The 16314-nt window shown below is 51.9% G+C and carries 16 protein-coding genes; 9 read left to right on the top strand and 7 right to left on the bottom strand.

The window, feature by feature from the left end; genetic code table 11:
* Window positions 1–13 precede the first annotated feature (13 nt).
* Window positions 14–754 (bottom strand): uroporphyrinogen-III synthase, encoded by a 741-nt coding sequence (gene hemD / locus HEN33_RS13170; RefSeq protein ID WP_000026064.1) that lies wholly within the window; start codon window positions 752–754, stop codon window positions 14–16.
* Complete coding sequence (gene hemC, locus HEN33_RS13165) at window positions 751–1692, bottom strand: hydroxymethylbilane synthase (protein WP_001303155.1); 942 nt, start codon at window positions 1690–1692, stop codon at window positions 751–753. Before hemC ends, hemD begins: the two co-directional genes overlap by 4 nt.
* Before the next feature lie 386 nt (window positions 1693–2078).
* On the opposite strand from hemC, the gene cyaA reads away from it, so the two are divergent.
* Window positions 2079–4625 carry a class I adenylate cyclase gene (gene cyaA / locus HEN33_RS13160; RefSeq protein WP_176262855.1) on the top strand — a complete coding sequence of 849 codons (2547 nt, stop codon included), beginning with the start codon at window positions 2079–2081 and terminating at the stop codon, window positions 4623–4625.
* 39 nt (window positions 4626–4664) lie between these two features.
* On the opposite strand, the gene cyaY is transcribed toward cyaA, so the two are convergent.
* The 3 genes from cyaY to HEN33_RS13145 form a co-directional block, all read right to left on the bottom strand.
* Window positions 4665–4985, bottom strand: coding sequence for an iron donor protein CyaY (gene cyaY, locus HEN33_RS13155; RefSeq protein WP_000999963.1), 321 nt, complete (start codon window positions 4983–4985; stop codon window positions 4665–4667).
* Between the two features lie 62 nt (window positions 4986–5047).
* Window positions 5048–6361 (bottom strand): DKNYY family protein, encoded by a 1314-nt coding sequence (locus tag HEN33_RS13150; RefSeq protein ID WP_176262856.1) that lies wholly within the window; start codon window positions 6359–6361, stop codon window positions 5048–5050.
* The gene (locus HEN33_RS13145) at window positions 6358–7836 is read right to left on the bottom strand and encodes a DKNYY family protein (protein ID WP_105271957.1); all 1479 of its coding nucleotides are present in this window, start codon (window positions 7834–7836) and stop codon (window positions 6358–6360) included. Before HEN33_RS13145 ends, HEN33_RS13150 begins: the two co-directional genes overlap by 4 nt.
* 188 nt (window positions 7837–8024) lie before the next feature.
* Here HEN33_RS13145 and lptM point away from each other — a divergent pair, with 188 nt between their 5' ends.
* The 6 genes from lptM (at window position 8025) to uvrD (ending at window position 13648) form a co-directional block, all read left to right on the top strand.
* Entirely contained in the window at window positions 8025–8228 is a 204-nt protein-coding gene (gene lptM / locus HEN33_RS13140) for an LPS translocon maturation chaperone LptM (RefSeq protein ID WP_000799889.1), read from the top strand.
* Between the two features lie 36 nt (window positions 8229–8264).
* Window positions 8265–9089: a diaminopimelate epimerase gene (dapF, locus tag HEN33_RS13135; protein ID WP_001160648.1), complete on the top strand. Its 825-nt coding sequence runs from the start codon at window positions 8265–8267 to the stop codon at window positions 9087–9089.
* Window positions 9086–9793 (top strand): DUF484 domain-containing protein, encoded by a 708-nt coding sequence (locus HEN33_RS13130; protein WP_176262857.1) that lies wholly within the window; start codon window positions 9086–9088, stop codon window positions 9791–9793. The genes dapF and HEN33_RS13130 overlap by 4 nt, the downstream gene beginning before the upstream one ends.
* Window positions 9790–10686 carry a tyrosine recombinase XerC gene (gene xerC / locus HEN33_RS13125; protein WP_000130685.1) on the top strand — a complete coding sequence of 299 codons (897 nt, stop codon included), beginning with the start codon at window positions 9790–9792 and terminating at the stop codon, window positions 10684–10686. The genes HEN33_RS13130 and xerC overlap by 4 nt, the downstream gene beginning before the upstream one ends.
* The gene (yigB, locus tag HEN33_RS13120; protein WP_001213567.1) at window positions 10686–11402 is read left to right on the top strand and encodes a 5-amino-6-(5-phospho-D-ribitylamino)uracil phosphatase YigB; all 717 of its coding nucleotides are present in this window, start codon (window positions 10686–10688) and stop codon (window positions 11400–11402) included. Before xerC ends, yigB begins: the two co-directional genes overlap by 1 nt.
* A gap of 83 nt (window positions 11403–11485) precedes the next feature.
* Window positions 11486–13648 (top strand): DNA helicase II, encoded by a 2163-nt coding sequence (gene uvrD, locus HEN33_RS13115; RefSeq protein ID WP_176262858.1) that lies wholly within the window; start codon window positions 11486–11488, stop codon window positions 13646–13648.
* Between the two features lie 142 nt (window positions 13649–13790).
* Here uvrD and HEN33_RS13110 read toward each other — a convergent pair whose 3' ends face one another.
* Complete coding sequence (locus HEN33_RS13110; RefSeq protein ID WP_176262859.1) at window positions 13791–14555, bottom strand: phosphodiester glycosidase family protein; 765 nt, start codon at window positions 14553–14555, stop codon at window positions 13791–13793.
* A 161-nt stretch (window positions 14556–14716) separates the two neighbouring features.
* On the opposite strand from HEN33_RS13110, the gene ysgD reads away from it, so the two are divergent.
* Entirely contained in the window at window positions 14717–14773 is a 57-nt protein-coding gene (gene ysgD, locus HEN33_RS26355; protein WP_212723238.1) for a YsgD/CorL family protein, read from the top strand.
* A gap of 151 nt (window positions 14774–14924) precedes the next feature.
* Window positions 14925–15875 (top strand): magnesium/cobalt transporter CorA, encoded by a 951-nt coding sequence (gene corA, locus HEN33_RS13105; protein ID WP_000947159.1) that lies wholly within the window; start codon window positions 14925–14927, stop codon window positions 15873–15875.
* Between the two features lie 42 nt (window positions 15876–15917).
* Here the strand turns inward: corA and HEN33_RS13100 are convergent, their stop codons facing one another.
* Window positions 15918–16298, bottom strand: a complete 381-nt coding sequence (locus HEN33_RS13100) for a DUF2628 domain-containing protein (RefSeq protein ID WP_176262860.1) — start codon at window positions 16296–16298, stop codon at window positions 15918–15920.
* Window positions 16299–16314 lie beyond the last annotated feature (16 nt).

Here is a 16314-nt window from a genome sequence, read left to right as displayed (position 1 = left end):
CCTGTTATGAGAGTTATTGTAATGCCCGTAAAAGCGCATCGTTGTCAGCGTTATCGGCGACCTTAATGTCTTGCCAGCCCAGTTCCCGGGCGAGTTTCGCCAAACGCTCACTGACGACTAAAAGTCGACAGCGTAGTAACCAGTGCTCACGATACCATTGTGGGATCAGCGACCAGAGTTGCTGCAACATTTCACCGCTGGTAACAACGACCGTCGTCACCTCGCGGGATTGCCAGCGCATCGCTTCTTCTGCACCATCGTAATGGATTGCGCATCGTTGATAACATTCACAAAAAGTGACCTCAGCACCGCGCGCCGTCAGGGTATCCCCAATTAGCTCACGACCGCCATTGCCACGTAATATCAGTGCACGTTTGCCCGCAATATTTTGTAATTCAGGTAATTGTAGCAAGACTTCGCTGATTTCCCGATCCTGCGGGTAGAGAATCTTCTGTCCGCTTACGGTATGTAGTGCCAGCGCGGTGGTGCGTCCAATGGCGAAATAATCAGGTAGTCGGGGCCATTTACGATCTTGCTGATGCAGCTGTGATTGGGCAAAAGCAACCGCGTGTTGCGAGAGGGCAAACAACAGATCGCTCTCTCCCAGCGCTGCCAGTTGATCGGCAAGTTGTGGTAATTGCCGACCCGGGGAAAACTCAATCAGCGGAAAATGCCAGGCCACCTGCCCCAGTGTGCGCAGACGGCTCACTAACTCTTCTCCTGCGGGAGACGGGCGGGTGACCAGGATACTCATGCCGGGGCGTCTCCGTTATAGACTTCAGCAAGGATCTCGCGCGCGCCGTTATTCAGTAGCTCTTCTGCCAGCGAAATCCCCATTTGTTCGGCATCTTGCGGCGCACCGCGGCGTTCACCGCGAATAATCTGCGAACCGTCCGGCGCGCCGACCAACGCACGCAGCCAGATTTCGCCATCAATAAGCTCGGCGTAGCTACCAATTGGCACCTGACATCCGCCTTCGAGACGGGTATTCATGGCGCGTTCTGCGGTAACACGCAGTGCAGTTTCGTGGTGATTCAGCGCGGCAAGCAGCTCGCGAGTGCGTGTATCATCAAGGCGGCATTCAATACCTACCGCACCTTGCCCTACTGCCGGAAGAGAAATCTCGGGTGGCAGTGCGGCGCGAATTCGTGACTCCAGACCTAAACGTTTTAGTCCGGCTACGGCAAGAATGATGGCATCGTATTCGCCGTTATCCAGTTTGCTCAGGCGAGTGCCGACGTTGCCGCGCAGGGAGCGGATAATCAGGTCCGGGCGGCGTTCAGCCAGTTGGCACTGGCGACGTAAACTGGACGTCCCGACGATACTGCCTGCCGGTAACGCATCCAGACTGTCATAGTTATTGGACACAAAGGCATCGCGAGGATCTTCACGCTCGCAAATGGTGACCAGCCCCAGACCTTGCGGGAATTCAACCGGCACATCTTTCATTGAATGTACGGCGATATCGGCGCGATTCTCCAGGAGCGCGACTTCCAGCTCTTTTACAAATAAGCCTTTTCCGCCTACTTTCGCCAGCGGCGTATCAAGAATCACATCGCCGCGCGTCACCATCGGTACCAGTTCAACGACCAGGCCCGGATGGCTCGCCATCAACTTGTCTTTGACATAGTGTGCCTGCCAGAGTGCAAGTGGGCTTTGGCGTGTGGCAATTCTTAAAACATTGTCTAACATGCTTGTTACCGTCATTATCATCCGTGGTCCATCCTAACATCCTTGCCAGAGCGATGTCAGTGTTGTGGTGAAACGTAGACGCCTGCGCAAACCGTAAAATGAGGTCTGGCAGTGGATCCTGACAGGCGTTTCACGCCGTCGTAATAAGGAATTTACAGAGAATAAACGGTGCTACACTTGTATGTAGCGCATCTTTCTTTACGGTCAATCAGCAAGGTGTTAAATTGATCACGTTTTAGACCATTTTTTCGTCGTGAAACTAAAAAAACCAGGCACGAAAAGTGGTAACGGTTACCTTTGACATACGAAATATCCCGAATGCCGCGTGTTACCGTTGATGTTGGCGGAATCACAGTCATGACGGGTAGCAAATCAGGCGATACGTCTTGTACCTCTATATTGAGACTCTGAAACAGAGACTGGATGCCATAAATCAATTGCGCGTGGATCGCGCGCTTGCTGCTATGGGGCCTGCATTCCAACAGGTCTACAGTCTACTGCCGACATTGTTGCACTATCACCATCCGCTAATGCCGGGTTACCTTGATGGTAACGTTCCCAAAGGCATTTGCCTTTACACGCCTGATGAAACTCAACGCCACTACCTGAACGAGCTTGAACTGTATCGTGGAATGTCAGTACAGGACCCACCGAAAGGTGAGCTTCCAATTACTGGTGTATACACCATGGGCAGCACCTCGTCCGTAGGGCAAAGTTGTTCCTCTGACCTGGATATCTGGGTCTGCCATCAATCCTGGCTCGATAGCGAAGAGCGCCAGTTACTGCAACGTAAATGCAGCCTGCTGGAAAGCTGGGCCGCCTCGCTGGGCGTAGAAGTCAGTTTTTTCCTGATTGATGAAAACCGTTTCCGACATAATGAAAGCGGCAGTCTGGGGGGCGAAGATTGTGGCTCCACCCAGCATATACTGCTGCTTGACGAATTTTATCGTACCGCCGTGCGTCTCGCCGGTAAGCGTATTCTGTGGAATATGGTGCCGTGTGACGAAGAAGAGCATTACGACGACTATGTGATGACGCTTTACGCGCAGGGCGTGCTTACTCCTAATGAATGGCTGGATCTCGGCGGCTTAAGCTCACTTTCTGCCGAAGAGTACTTTGGTGCCAGCCTTTGGCAGCTCTATAAGAGTATCGATTCTCCCTACAAAGCGGTGCTGAAAACACTGCTGCTGGAAGCCTATTCCTGGGAATACCCAAACCCACGCCTGCTGGCGAAAGATATCAAACAGCGTTTGCACGACGGCGAGATTGTATCGTTTGGTCTCGATCCGTACTGCATGATGCTGGAGCGTGTTACTGAATACCTGACGGCGATTGAAGATTTCACCCGTCTGGATTTAGTGCGTCGCTGCTTCTATTTAAAAGTGTGCGAAAAACTCAGCCGTGAACGCGCCTGTGTAGGCTGGCGTCGTGAAGTGCTAACCCAGTTAGTGAAAGAGTGGGAATGGGACGATGGTCGTCTTGCAATGCTCGATAACCGCGCTAACTGGAAGATTGATCAGGTGCGTGAGGCGCACAACGAGCTGCTCGATGCAATGATGCAGAGCTACCGTAATCTGATCCGCTTTGCGCGTCGCAATAACCTTAGCGTCTCCGCCAGCCCACAGGATATCGGTGTTCTGACGCGTAAACTGTACGCCGCGTTTGAAGCATTGCCAGGTAAAGTGACGCTGGTAAACCCGCAGATTTCGCCCGATCTCTCGGAACCGAATCTGACCTTTATTTATGTGCCGCCGGGCCGGGCTAACCGTTCAGGTTGGTATCTGTATAACCGCGCGCCAAATATTGAGTCGATCATCAGCCATCAGCCGCTGGAATATAACCGTTACCTGAATAAACTGGTGGCGTGGGCATGGTTTAACGGTCTGCTGACCTCGCGCACCCGCTTGTATATTAAAGGCAACGGCATTGTCGATTTGCCTAAGTTGCAGGAGATGGTCGCCGATGTGTCGCACCATTTCCCGCTGCGCCTGCCTGCACCGACGCCAAAAGCGCTCTACAGCCCGTGTGAAATTCGCCATCTGGCGATTATCGTTAACCTGGAATATGACCCGACAGCTGCGTTCCGCAATCAGGTGGTGCATTTTGATTTCCGTAAGCTGGACGTCTTCAGCTTTGGCGAAAATCAAAATTGCCTGGTAGGTAGCGTTGACCTGCTGTACCGCAACTCGTGGAACGAAGTGCGTACGCTGCACTTCAACGGCGAGCAATCGATGATCGAAGCCCTGAAAACTATTCTCGGCAAAATGCATCAGGACGCCGCACCGCCAGATAGCGTGGAAGTCTTCTGCTACAGCCAGCATCTGCGCGGCTTAATCCGTACTCGCGTGCAGCAACTGGTTTCTGAGTGCATTGAACTGCGTCTTTCCAGCACCCGCCAGGAAACCGGGCGCTTCAAGGCGCTGCGCGTTTCTGGTCAAACCTGGGGCTTATTCTTCGAACGCCTGAATGTATCGGTACAGAAACTGGAAAATGCCATCGAGTTTTATGGTGCTATTTCGCATAACAAACTGCACGGCCTGTCAGTGCAGGTTGAAACCAATCACGTCAAATTACCGGCGGTGGTGGACGGCTTTGCCAGCGAAGGGATCATCCAGTTCTTCTTCGAAGAAACGCAAGACGAGAATGGCTTTAATATCTACATTCTCGACGAAAGCAACCGGGTTGAGGTATATCACCACTGCGAAGGCAGCAAAGAGGAGCTGGTGCGTGACGTCAGTCGCTTCTACTCGTCATCGCACGACCGTTTTACCTACGGCTCAAGCTTCATCAACTTCAACCTGCCGCAGTTCTATCAGATTGTGAAGGTTGATGGTTGTGAACAGGTGATTCCGTTCCGCACCAAATCTATCGGCAACATGCCGCCTGCCAATCAGGATCACGACACGCCGCTATTACAGCAGTATTTTTCGTGATGAGCGTGCCGGAAAGCGAGGCTTATCCGGCATGCAATCTTAGCGGAAACTGACTGTTTCACCCGCTTGCTGCGTTGCCGCCTGTTCCAGCAAATCCCAGAAGGTTTCGCCGCTACGGTCGCAAATCCATTCATCGCCTTTCAGATCAAAATGGTAGCCGCCCTGTTTGGTTGCCAGCCACACCTGGTGCAGCGGTTCCTGGCGGTTAATAATGATTTTGCTGCCGTTTTCAAAGGTAATGGTCAACACGCCGCCGTTGATTTCACAGTCGATATCGCTGTCGCCATCCCAGTCGTCCAGACGTTCTTCAATGGTCAGCCACAGGGTATCGGCCAGGCGATGAAATTCACTGTCGTTCATTGTTGTTTCCTGTTTTTAGGTGATGGCGGCAGTATAGCGGCATGGTGTCAGGGCTTCAAAGTTTACCCGTCTGCTGCTGCGTTCCGGCACGATTCCTCCGTCACCGGAATAATAATGTCGCTGTTATGAATTTCACGGACATTCTTTTCTCTGACGTATGTTTTCGCTGGGCAGGGGGAGGGTGTAATCCTTACCTCTGTATCGGTCCATGTATAAACATTGCGATCGTCATAAGCAAAGCGATCGTTTTTAGTTAGCGGGCTGTTAGTTGGAATAATTTGCACGCTCTTGCGTGACCGTAATTGGTGGATAAAGTAAGCATGCTGTTTGCCGCGATTAAATGAGTGATCAATGACCAGGTCTGGCGAATCCAGCGGGATTATTTCAAGCTGGTCTTCACCAAAAGTCGATAATTTTGTTACATACAGCCGATCTTTATACTGCGCAATATTGTCAGTAATCAGATGAAATTGTTCAGGTTCAATACCTGGTAGGTCTATCCACTGGCTCCACTGACGGTCGGGCGTGAGCTGTTTACGCCAGCGAACGCGACTTTCCCCTACTTCAAAAGAGACGTCATCATCTACGGGTATTGCCTTGCCTGATAATTGACCAAAGGGATAACGATGCAGACCCTTATTGTCGCGAAAAACCAGCAGTGAATGAGGTATCCAGCGAATTATCTCAAATGAGTCTGCATTCGCCGTAAGGTGAACGCCATTTAAATAAATATTCTGCCCACTGCGGATAAGCAGATCATTGGAATACAAATTTCTGTTTGCACTCATAAGACGTGGATTAATACCCCACCATCTTTTTTCTAATACAGTAACATTACTGCTGCTCCCCTGACGTCGACCGGACAAGTAGAGATTTTTACTATCCACCAGCGTGGTAGAGTTACCTTCGATAGCTTTTAGTGTCGCCAGATCAACACGTGACGCGCCGCTATTACTTTCGGTGCGCTGTCCGTCAAAATAGAGGCTATATTTATCGACCGCGAAGCGGCCCATAGCCTGAAAGCTGGCAATATCGACAGTGGGTGTTCCCGGTGGATTGCTAACGATTTTGCCACGCCAGAGAATAACGTGGCCGTCTGTCACCCAGTGGTATTCCTCATTTTTTATGCTTATTTCATCGGTGGGTATATAGCCTTCCACTAACTCCCGCTTCCCGGATATATTTGTCACAAGGCGCAAATCGGCTCTGTTCATCTTCGGAAATTGGGCAATAATTTTCTCATCCTCCCCATAACCTTTACCGTAAGACATAACACCGTGATCATTGTAATAGTCGAACCCTATGGCCTGTACAGCAGGTGTCAGAAATGTGTGCCCCAACAGGATGAGTGCAACTGTGATTATTTGACCTTTCATTTTGTCGCCTCATTGCGCGGGGCAGGAATAAATTCGCCGTCATCGGTAATTTTTCCGTCCAGATATCCCGTTTTGTAATTTACGCCATAGCCATATCCCGAATGTTGTTCCTTCCAGATTAAGCGAACTTGTTTCGGATCCGCGGTGCGGTATCGCCAGAGCTGCGCGCCATCAAAGCTGTAAACGTAGCGGTTATCGCGGGCATACCATCTGCGCAAAAAGGGATGGTCATCAAGATGGGCTTCGCGTTCATCCGGAGAGTGGTTATCCAGTAAGATCAGCGGTCCGTCAGATTCAAACACGTGTAAACCGGAATGGTTTGGCCACCCTTCGGCACGCGTAAGTAAATAGCCATGGCGTTTCCCGGCGTTGAAACGTTTGTTGATAATAAGATTGGGATCATCAAGTTTTACGATCTCCAGCTTGCGGTCACCAGACTCTGTTTCGATGATGGTATAAAGCGAATCCTGATACTGGGCGACAGCATCACTGATGGGGTGGAACTGTTCAGGATCGAGCCCCGGTACTTCTTCCTGTTTACAAGCAGGCCCTTTACGCCAGAACACTTTCTTTTCCAGCAGAGAAAAATCCAGACAGTGCTTTGTTAAATCTTCATCCCACGCCAGATTTTCCTTGTCGAGGACTTTACGCTGTAGCCCGTTTTTATCACGCCAGGTCAAGAGTGAGCCGGGCATCCAGCGCACGACGGAAAAGGTGTCCGGGTCGGCATCAAGCTGTTCGCCGTTGATCAGGATTTTGGTGCGTGTACGAGCCAGGGTATCCCAGGGGCCAAATGGCATAGCCACACAGGGATTAAACGCGGTAGAAAACTTTCCTCGCTGATCCCATGACTTTTGTGCCAGCACACGGAAACTATCGGGATCTGCGAGGCGATGCCCATTGATATACAAGAAATTAGCGTCACGTAATATCAGCCCCAGTAAGTCAGGATCCCAGGGAGGCCGGAATTCCACCTGATGCAGTGTTTTGATATCTAAGCTATTTCCCCCGCCATTGTTATCGGTGCGCTTGCCTTCAAAATAGAGACTGTGTTTATCCGCGGCAAAATCTCCCCATGCCTTGAATGAGGCGATATCGACGGGTGGTGCGTCGTGAGGATTTTGCACTACTTCACCCGCGTAGAGGATATAGCGACCATCGCTATGCCAGGAGTAATGGGGATACCAGGCTTGTGCGCCCTCATAGAGGTTGTCAGTTGTTAGATCAGTCAGAGGTGGTTCTTTATTCCATTCATCTTGTGTTGTTGCGTCTATTAATAAATTAGGTAAACGACGCAAACTCTTGTAATTCACGTCAGGTAGAGAAAGATTTGTTTCTTTATAAGGGCGCAGGTACACCACGCCTTTTCCCTGTTTCTGGTAAATATTATGTTCAGGCGCGGAAAGCCGACATCCCCATGCCGGGGATAAGAATAACGAACAAGACAACAAACAAACCACATTGCGATAGTGCATAAAGCCATCCTGGCGCGAGGTGCCGATCACGAAACTACCAGCAAAACATAAATCACCACGTGTAAGCGTTATACTCGCAGCAATTCCTCATTTTTCAGACTTCATAAAGAGTCGCTAAACGCTTGCTTTTACGTCTTCTCCTGCGATGATAGAAAGCAGAAAGCGATGAACTTTACAGGCAATCCATAATGAAAAACGTGTTTAAGGCACTCACTGTATTACTTACTCTCTTCAGCCTGACGGGCTGCGGTCTGAAAGGTCCGCTCTATTTCCCGCCTGCAGATAAAAACGCACCGCCACCGACCAAACCGGTAGAGACGCAAACGCAATCCACGGTGCCGGATAAAAACGATCGCGCCACTGGCGATGGTCCATCCCAGGTGAATTACTAAAAGTCAGTTTCTGTACCCGCGTGATTGGAGTAAATGATGCAGTTCTCGAAAATGCATGGCCTTGGCAACGATTTTATGGTCGTCGACGCGGTAACGCAGAATGTCTTTTTTTCACCAGAACTGATTCGTCGTCTGGCGGATCGGCACCTGGGGATAGGGTTTGACCAACTGCTGGTGGTTGAGCCACCGTATGATCCGGAACTGGATTTTCACTATCGCATTTTCAATGCTGATGGCAGTGAAGTGGCGCAGTGCGGCAACGGCGCGCGCTGCTTTGCCCGCTTTGTGCGCCTGAAAGGGCTGACCAATAAGCGCGATATCCGCGTCAGCACTGCCAACGGGCGGATGGTTCTGACCGTCACCGATGACGATCTGGTGCGCGTCAATATGGGCGAACCCAACTTCGAACCTTCTGCCGTGCCATTTCGCGCTAACAAAGCGGAAAAGACCTATATTATGCGCGCCGCCGAGCAGACAATCTTATGCGGCGTGGTGTCGATGGGAAATCCGCACTGCGTGATTCAGGTTGATGATGTCGATACTGCGGCGGTAGAAACGCTTGGTCCTGTTCTGGAAAGCCACGAACGTTTTCCGGAGCGCGCTAATATCGGTTTTATGCAAGTGGTTAAGCGCGAGCATATTCGTTTACGCGTTTATGAGCGTGGGGCAGGAGAAACCCAGGCCTGCGGCAGCGGCGCGTGTGCGGCGGTGGCGGTAGGGATTCAGCAAGGTTTGCTGGCCGAAGAAGTACGCGTGGAACTCCCCGGCGGTCGTCTTGATATCGCCTGGAAAGGTCCGGGTCACCCGTTATATATGACGGGGCCGGCGGTACATGTCTACGACGGATTTATTCATCTATGAAGCAACCAGGGGAAGAACTACAGGAAACACTCACGGAGCTAGATGACCGGGCGGTTGTCGATTATCTGATTAAAAATCCTGAATTTTTTATCCGCAATGCGCGCGCAGTAGAAGCGATACGTGTGCCGCATCCGGTACGCGGCACCGTTTCGTTGGTCGAGTGGCACATGGCCCGCGCACGTCATCATATTCATGTTCTGGAAGAGAACATGGCGCTGTTGATGGAACAGGCTATCGCCAACGAAGGCTTGTTCTATCGCTTACTTTACCTGCAGCGTAGTCTCACCGCCGCCAGCAGTCTCGACGATATGCTGATGCGTTTTCACCGCTGGGCGCGCGATCTCGGCCTGGCAGGTGCGAGTCTGCGCCTGTTTCCGGATCGCTGGCGCTTAGGTGCGCCGTCGAACCACACTCATCTCGCATTAAGCCGTCAGTCTTTCGAACCGCTGCGTATTCAGCGTCTGGGGCAGGAACAGCACTATCTTGGGCCGCTTAACGGACCGGAGCTGCTGGTGGTGCTACCGGAAGCGAAAGCGGTAGGATCGGTGGCGATGTCGATGCTGGGGAATGATGCTGATTTGGGTGTCGTGCTGTTCACCAGCCGCGATGCCAGTCACTATCAACAAGGGCAGGGAACGCAGTTACTTCATGAAATTGCGCTGATGTTGCCGGAGCTTCTGGAGCGTTGGATTGAACGCGTATGACCGATTTACACACCGATGTAGAACGCTACCTACGTTATCTGAGCGTGGAGCGTCAGCTTAGCCCGATAACCCTGCTTAACTACCAGCGCCAACTTGAGGCGATCATCAATTTTGCCAGCGAAAACGGCCTGCAAAGCTGGCAGCAATGTGATGCGGCGATGGTGCGCAATTTCGCTGTACGCAGTCGCCGTAAAGGGCTGGGCGCGGCAAGCCTCGCATTACGCCTCTCTGCGCTACGTAGCTTTTTTGACTGGTTGGTCAGCCAGAACGAACTTAAAGCCAACCCGGCGAAAGGTGTTTCGGCACCGAAAGCGCCGCGTCATCTGCCGAAAAATATCGACGTCGATGATATAAATCGGCTGCTGGATATTGATATCAACGATCCCCTCGCCGTGCGCGATCGGGCAATGCTGGAAGTAATGTACGGTGCGGGTCTGCGTCTTTCCGAACTGGTGGGGCTCGATATCAAACACCTCGACCTGGAGTCCGGCGAAGTGTGGGTGATGGGGAAAGGCAGCAAAGAGCGCCGCCTGCCGATTGGTCGCAACGCCGTGGCGTGGATTGAGCACTGGCTTGATTTGCGCGACCTGTTTGGTAGCGAAGACGACGCGCTTTTTCTGTCGAAACTGGGCAAGCGTATCTCCGCGCGTAATGTGCAGAAACGCTTTGCCGAATGGGGCATAAAACAAGGGCTGAATAATCACGTTCACCCGCATAAATTACGTCACTCGTTCGCTACGCATATGCTGGAGTCGAGCGGTGATCTTCGTGGTGTACAGGAGCTGCTGGGTCATGCCAACCTTTCTACCACGCAAATCTATACTCATCTTGATTTTCAACACCTTGCCTCGGTGTACGATGCGGCGCATCCACGCGCCAAACGGGGGAAATAATGCGTTTTTACCGGCCTTTGGGGCGCATCTCGGCGCTCACCTTTGACCTGGATGATACCCTTTACGATAACCGTCCGGTGATTTTGCGCACTGAGCAGGAGGCGCTTACCTTTGTGCAAAATTACCATCCGGCGCTGCGCAGCTTCCAGAATGAAGATCTGCAACGTCTGCGTCAGGCGGTACGGGAAGCGGAACCCGAGATTTATCATGATGTGACGCGCTGGCGTTTTCGCTCAATAGAACAAGCGATGCTCGACGCCGGGCTGAGCGCAGAAGAAGCCAGTGCAGGCGCACACGCGGCAATGATCAACTTTGCCAAATGGCGTAGCCGGATCGACGTTCCGCAGCAAACGCACGACACCTTAAAACAGCTGGCGAAGAAATGGCCGCTGGTGGCGATCACCAACGGTAACGCCCAGCCGGAGCTGTTTGGTTTGGGGGATTATTTTGAGTTTGTGCTGCGCGCTGGTCCGCACGGGCGCTCGAAACCGTTCAGCGATATGTACTTCCTGGCGGCGGAAAAACTCAACGTGCCGATCGGTGAGATCTTACATGTCGGGGACGATCTCACCACTGACGTGGGTGGGGCAATTCGCAGCGGAATGCAGGCCTGTTGGATCAGACCGGAAAATGGCGATCTGATGCAAACCTGGGACAGCCGTTTACTCCCGCATCTGGAAATTTCCCGGTTGGCATCTCTGACCTCGCTGATATAATCAGCAAATCTGTATATATACCCAGCTTTTTGGCGGAGGGCGTTGCGCTTCTCCGCCCAACCTATTTTTACGCGGCGGTGCCAATGGACGTTTCTTACCTGCTCGACAGCCTTAATGACAAACAGCGCGAAGCGGTGGCCGCGCCACGCAGCAACCTTCTGGTGCTGGCGGGCGCGGGCAGTGGTAAGACGCGCGTACTGGTGCATCGTATCGCCTGGCTGATGAGCGTGGAAAACTGCTCGCCGTACTCGATTATGGCGGTGACATTTACCAACAAAGCGGCGGCAGAAATGCGCCATCGTATCGGGCAACTGATGGGCACCAGCCAGGGCGGTATGTGGGTCGGCACTTTCCACGGGCTGGCACACCGTCTGCTGCGTGCGCACCATATGGACGCCAACCTGCCGCAGGATTTCCAGATCCTCGACAGCGAAGACCAGCTGCGCCTGCTTAAGCGTCTGATCAAAGCCATGAACCTCGACGAGAAGCAGTGGCCGCCGCGCCAGGCAATGTGGTACATCAACAGCCAGAAAGATGAAGGGCTGCGTCCGCATCATATTCAAAGCTACGGTAATCCGGTGGAGCAGACCTGGCAGAAGGTGTACCAGGCGTATCAGGAAGCGTGCGACCGCGCGGGCCTGGTAGACTTCGCTGAACTACTGCTACGCGCCCACGAACTGTGGCTTAACAAGCCGCATATCCTGCAACACTACCGCGAACGTTTTACCAATATCCTGGTAGACGAATTCCAGGATACCAACAACATTCAGTACGCGTGGATCCGCCTGCTGGCGGGCGATACTGGCAAAGTGATGATCGTTGGCGATGACGACCAGTCAATCTACGGCTGGCGTGGGGCGCAGGTAGAGAATATTCAGCGTTTCCTCAATGATTTCCCCGGTGCTGAAACTATCCGTCTGGAGCAGAACTACCGCTCTACCAGCAATATTCTGAGCGCCGCTAACGCCCTGATTGAAAACAATAACGGGCGTCTGGGTAAAAAGTTGTGGACCGATGGCGCGGACGGTGAGCCGATTTCCCTCTATTGCGCTTTTAACGAACTCGACGAAGCGCGTTTTGTCGTTAACCGCATCAAAACCTGGCAGGATAACGGCGGAGCGCTCGCCGAGTGCGCCATTCTCTACCGCAGCAACGCCCAGTCGCGTGTACTGGAAGAGGCGTTATTACAAGCCAGTATGCCGTACCGTATTTATGGCGGGATGCGCTTCTTCGAACGCCAGGAAATCAAAGATGCGCTCTCGTATCTGCGCCTGATTGCCAACCGTAACGACGACGCGGCCTTTGAGCGTGTGGTCAATACGCCAACGCGGGGTATTGGTGACCGGACGCTGGACGTGGTGCGTCAGGCATCGCGCGATCGCCAGTTAACCCTCTGGCAAGCGTGCCGTGAACTGTTGCAGGAAAAAGCGCTCGCCGGGCGAGCAGCCAGCGCCTTGCAGCGGTTTATGGAACTGATCGACGCCTTAGCGCAGGAAACTGTCGATATGCCGCTGCATGTACAGACTGACCGGGTCATTAAAGACTCCGGCCTGCGCACCATGTACGAGCAGGAGAAGGGCGAAAAAGGCCAGACGCGTATCGAAAACTTAGAGGAACTGGTGACGGCAACGCGCCAGTTCAGCTACAACGAAGAAGACGAAGATTTAATGCCGCTGCAGGCGTTCCTCTCCCATGCGGCACTGGAAGCGGGCGAGGGGCAGGCGGATACCTGGCAGGATGCGGTGCAGTTGATGACGCTACACTCGGCGAAAGGTCTGGAGTTCCCGCAGGTGTTTATCGTTGGTATGGAAGAGGGCATGTTCCCAAGCCAGATGTCGCTGGATGAAGGCGGGCGTCTGGAAGAAGAACGCCGTCTGGCCTACGTTGGCGTAACCCGCGCGATGCAGAAACTGACGCTGACCTATGCGGAAACCCGCCGTCTGTATGGCAAAGAAGTTTACCATCGCCCGTCGCGCTTTATTGGCGAGCTGCCGGAAGAGTGTGTGGAAGAGGTGCGCTTGCGCGCTACGGTAAGCCGTCCTGTCAGCCATCAGCGGATGGGTACGCCGATGGTCGAGAACGACAGCGGCTACAAACTCGGCCAGCGCGTACGCCACGCTAAGTTTGGTGAAGGCACTATCGTCAATATGGAAGGCAGCGGCGAGCATAGCCGTTTGCAGGTGGCGTTCCAGGGCCAGGGTATTAAATGGCTGGTGGCGGCTTACGCCCGGCTGGAGACGGTATAACGTTGCCGGATGCGGTGCTGCGCACCATATTCGGCCTATAAAATCATGTAGATTCAATAAATTGCAACGTCATGTAGGCCGGATAAGGCGTTTATGCCGCATCCGGCATCTGCACCATATTCAGTGATACAAAACGGTTGTTCTAACCTTTCCGCTCGACGGAAATCATGGTAACAAAAGGATAGCGTTGCCACGGGATTGCCCCGCCTTTCACATACATATGTGAAATCGTGCCATCAAGATAAAGCAGTTGCTCAACGTTCAGTTTCGCTTTGGCATAACAGGCAAAATCATAAAAATTTGTCACCTGCTGGCTCAACAAAAACACGGCGTTCCCTTGTTTATTAATCCCAACACCATTACGAATTTTGCGTGAGGCGACGTTGGGATGAATACGCGGATTAATGACGCCGTTTTCCATCAACATTGGCCCTGACTGCACCGCAAACTGAATCTCTTTACTGGTTTTAAAGGCATCCAGACGAACGATGCCGACTTTATCTCCCGCGACATAAAACACACCGCCAGGACGGATAAAGAAATTCCCTTCACCTGAAGCGAGATTTAACGCCACTTTCTGCTGACCGTTTTCGATGTACAAACCGAGTGGCGCATAGTTTTCATCATAGATGCCGCCGTTCATCACCATCTGAACCTGATCCTGACTATTAACATCAGCTAGCAGCGAATGTAACGTTCCCCACGCTTCTCCATTGGCTTTTTTCCAGTACATTTTCACCCGTTCGGTGTGAGGATTAACGGTATATGCCTGCACGGTCAGTGTCGGATCAGAGAGTGTGCAGTCATCAGCAGCACCAGCAAATAAGGGGAGTAAGACGAGGGCGGGTAAAATCCGTTTGAGATTCAAGGTGATCATTCCTTTACCAATGAGTAGCCGATGCGCCATTATAGGTCCTGGATGTGTGATTTTTTTATCCTGTTAACGACCTTGACGAGTACCAAAAAGCGCGAAGTTCAACTATTGTTCTGTGGTGTTCCGTTGCGTGTTGACGGCAAAATTTTGCTGGCGTAACATGCGCGCACGATCACTCTAAGAGGACATTCGCCTTGGACACACCCAGTAGATACTGGCTCATTATCCTGTCATCCAGGATCAACTCCTAAGGCTATCCCTTTTTGCTGATAGCCTTAGCGGTTGTCAGCGACCTCAATTTTTCCCGTCGCGCTGAGTCAGGCTGTTTAATGGTCTGAAACCCAATTTGTTTCTGTGTGCCCACCGAACTGTCCGATATTTTAAGCATTGGGAGTCCCGGTCATGCTGAGCGCATTTCAACTGGAAAATAACCGACTGACCCGGCTGGAAGTCGAAGAGTCACAACCCCTTGTAAATGCAGTATGGATTGATCTTGTCGAACCGGACGACGACGAGCGACTGCGCGTACAATCTGAACTTGGCCAGAGCCTGGCAACCCGCCCGGAACTGGAAGACATCGAAGCATCGGCACGTTTCTTTGAAGACGATGACGGCCTGCATATTCACTCCTTCTTCTTCTTTGAAGATGCGGAAGATCACGCCGGTAACTCCACTGTGGCATTTACCATCCGTGATGGTCGTCTGTTTACTCTGCGTGAGCGTGAACTGCCCGCTTTTCGTCTGTATCGTATGCGTGCCCGTAGCCAGTCAATGGTGGACGGTAACGCCTACGAGCTGCTGCTGGATCTGTTCGAAACCAAAATCGAACAGTTGGCAGATGAAATTGAAAATATCTACAGCGACCTGGAGCAGTTGAGCCGGGTAATTATGGAAGGGCATCAGGGCGATGAGTACGACGAGGCGCTCTCCACGCTGGCGGAACTGGAAGATATCGGCTGGAAAGTTCGCCTGTGTCTGATGGATACCCAGCGCGCGCTCAACTTCCTGGTACGTAAAGCACGCTTACCGGGTGGGCAACTGGAGCAGGCGCGTGAAATCCTGCGAGATATCGAATCCCTGCTGCCGCATAACGAATCCCTGTTCCAGAAGGTGAACTTCCTGATGCAGGCGGCGATGGGCTTTATCAACATCGAGCAGAACCGCATCATCAAAATCTTCTCGGTGGTATCCGTCGTGTTCCTGCCGCCGACGCTGGTTGCTTCCAGCTATGGCATGAACTTTGAGTTTATGCCTGAACTGAAGTGGAGTTTCGGCTACCCAGGCGCGATTATCTTTATGATCCTCGCGGGCCTGGCACCGTATTTGTACTTTAAGCGGAAGAACTGGTTGTAAAAAACGAGAGCGGTGGCTTAGCCTGGCTAAGCCACCTGTTATTCAAAGGCTCCAGGTATTTAACCCTTTTACCTCTTTCTCATAAAACCATTTGTTCGTGTTAACAGCAACATAGGCTGCTACGGCAATTCCCAGAATGTTAACGCCAATTAGTGCACCAACAAATAAAGATAGAATGCCAAGTAATAGAACTATAATTGCTTTTTTCCATAATCCCAGAACAAATAAATAGATCCAGGAACAGAAGAAAGCAATGAAATTCATTTGAATAGTTAATCGTTGTCTTACTTTTAATGTTTTAAATGCTGCTTTATATTCTGGTGTTGCCCCCCAGAATCCAGGAAAGCCATGTTGATCATAAAAACTAAAGCGATATTTCCATTTTTCACTTAATGAACCATCGTTCATATATTCCTTACTCATAAATACTCCATAACTA

The sequence above is a fragment of the Escherichia sp. 94.0001 genome, assembly GCF_013369155.2.
Lineage (GTDB): Bacteria > Pseudomonadota > Gammaproteobacteria > Enterobacterales > Enterobacteriaceae > Escherichia > Escherichia coli_F.
Note: the sequence above shows the minus strand (reverse complement) of the source record. Positions and strands in the feature narration are given on the sequence as shown.

Coding starts and splice junctions, on each gene's coding strand:
- HEN33_RS13100 (WP_176262860.1), bottom strand. CDS start 16,298: ATGAGTAAGGAATATATGAACGATGGTTCATTAAGTGAAAAATGGAAA.
- lptM (WP_000799889.1), top strand. CDS start 8,025: ATGAAAAACGTGTTTAAGGCACTCACTGTATTACTTACTCTCTTCAGC.
- corA (WP_000947159.1), top strand. CDS start 14,925: ATGCTGAGCGCATTTCAACTGGAAAATAACCGACTGACCCGGCTGGAA.
- HEN33_RS13130 (WP_176262857.1), top strand. CDS start 9,086: ATGAAGCAACCAGGGGAAGAACTACAGGAAACACTCACGGAGCTAGAT.
- HEN33_RS13145 (WP_105271957.1), bottom strand. CDS start 7,836: ATGCACTATCGCAATGTGGTTTGTTTGTTGTCTTGTTCGTTATTCTTA.
- xerC (WP_000130685.1), top strand. CDS start 9,790: ATGACCGATTTACACACCGATGTAGAACGCTACCTACGTTATCTGAGC.
- dapF (WP_001160648.1), top strand. CDS start 8,265: ATGCAGTTCTCGAAAATGCATGGCCTTGGCAACGATTTTATGGTCGTC.
- uvrD (WP_176262858.1), top strand. CDS start 11,486: ATGGACGTTTCTTACCTGCTCGACAGCCTTAATGACAAACAGCGCGAA.
- HEN33_RS13110 (WP_176262859.1), bottom strand. CDS start 14,555: ATGGCGCATCGGCTACTCATTGGTAAAGGAATGATCACCTTGAATCTC.
- hemD (WP_000026064.1), bottom strand. CDS start 754: ATGAGTATCCTGGTCACCCGCCCGTCTCCCGCAGGAGAAGAGTTAGTG.
- yigB (WP_001213567.1), top strand. CDS start 10,686: ATGCGTTTTTACCGGCCTTTGGGGCGCATCTCGGCGCTCACCTTTGAC.
- cyaY (WP_000999963.1), bottom strand. CDS start 4,985: ATGAACGACAGTGAATTTCATCGCCTGGCCGATACCCTGTGGCTGACC.
- hemC (WP_001303155.1), bottom strand. CDS start 1,692: ATGTTAGACAATGTTTTAAGAATTGCCACACGCCAAAGCCCACTTGCA.
- HEN33_RS13150 (WP_176262856.1), bottom strand. CDS start 6,361: ATGAAAGGTCAAATAATCACAGTTGCACTCATCCTGTTGGGGCACACA.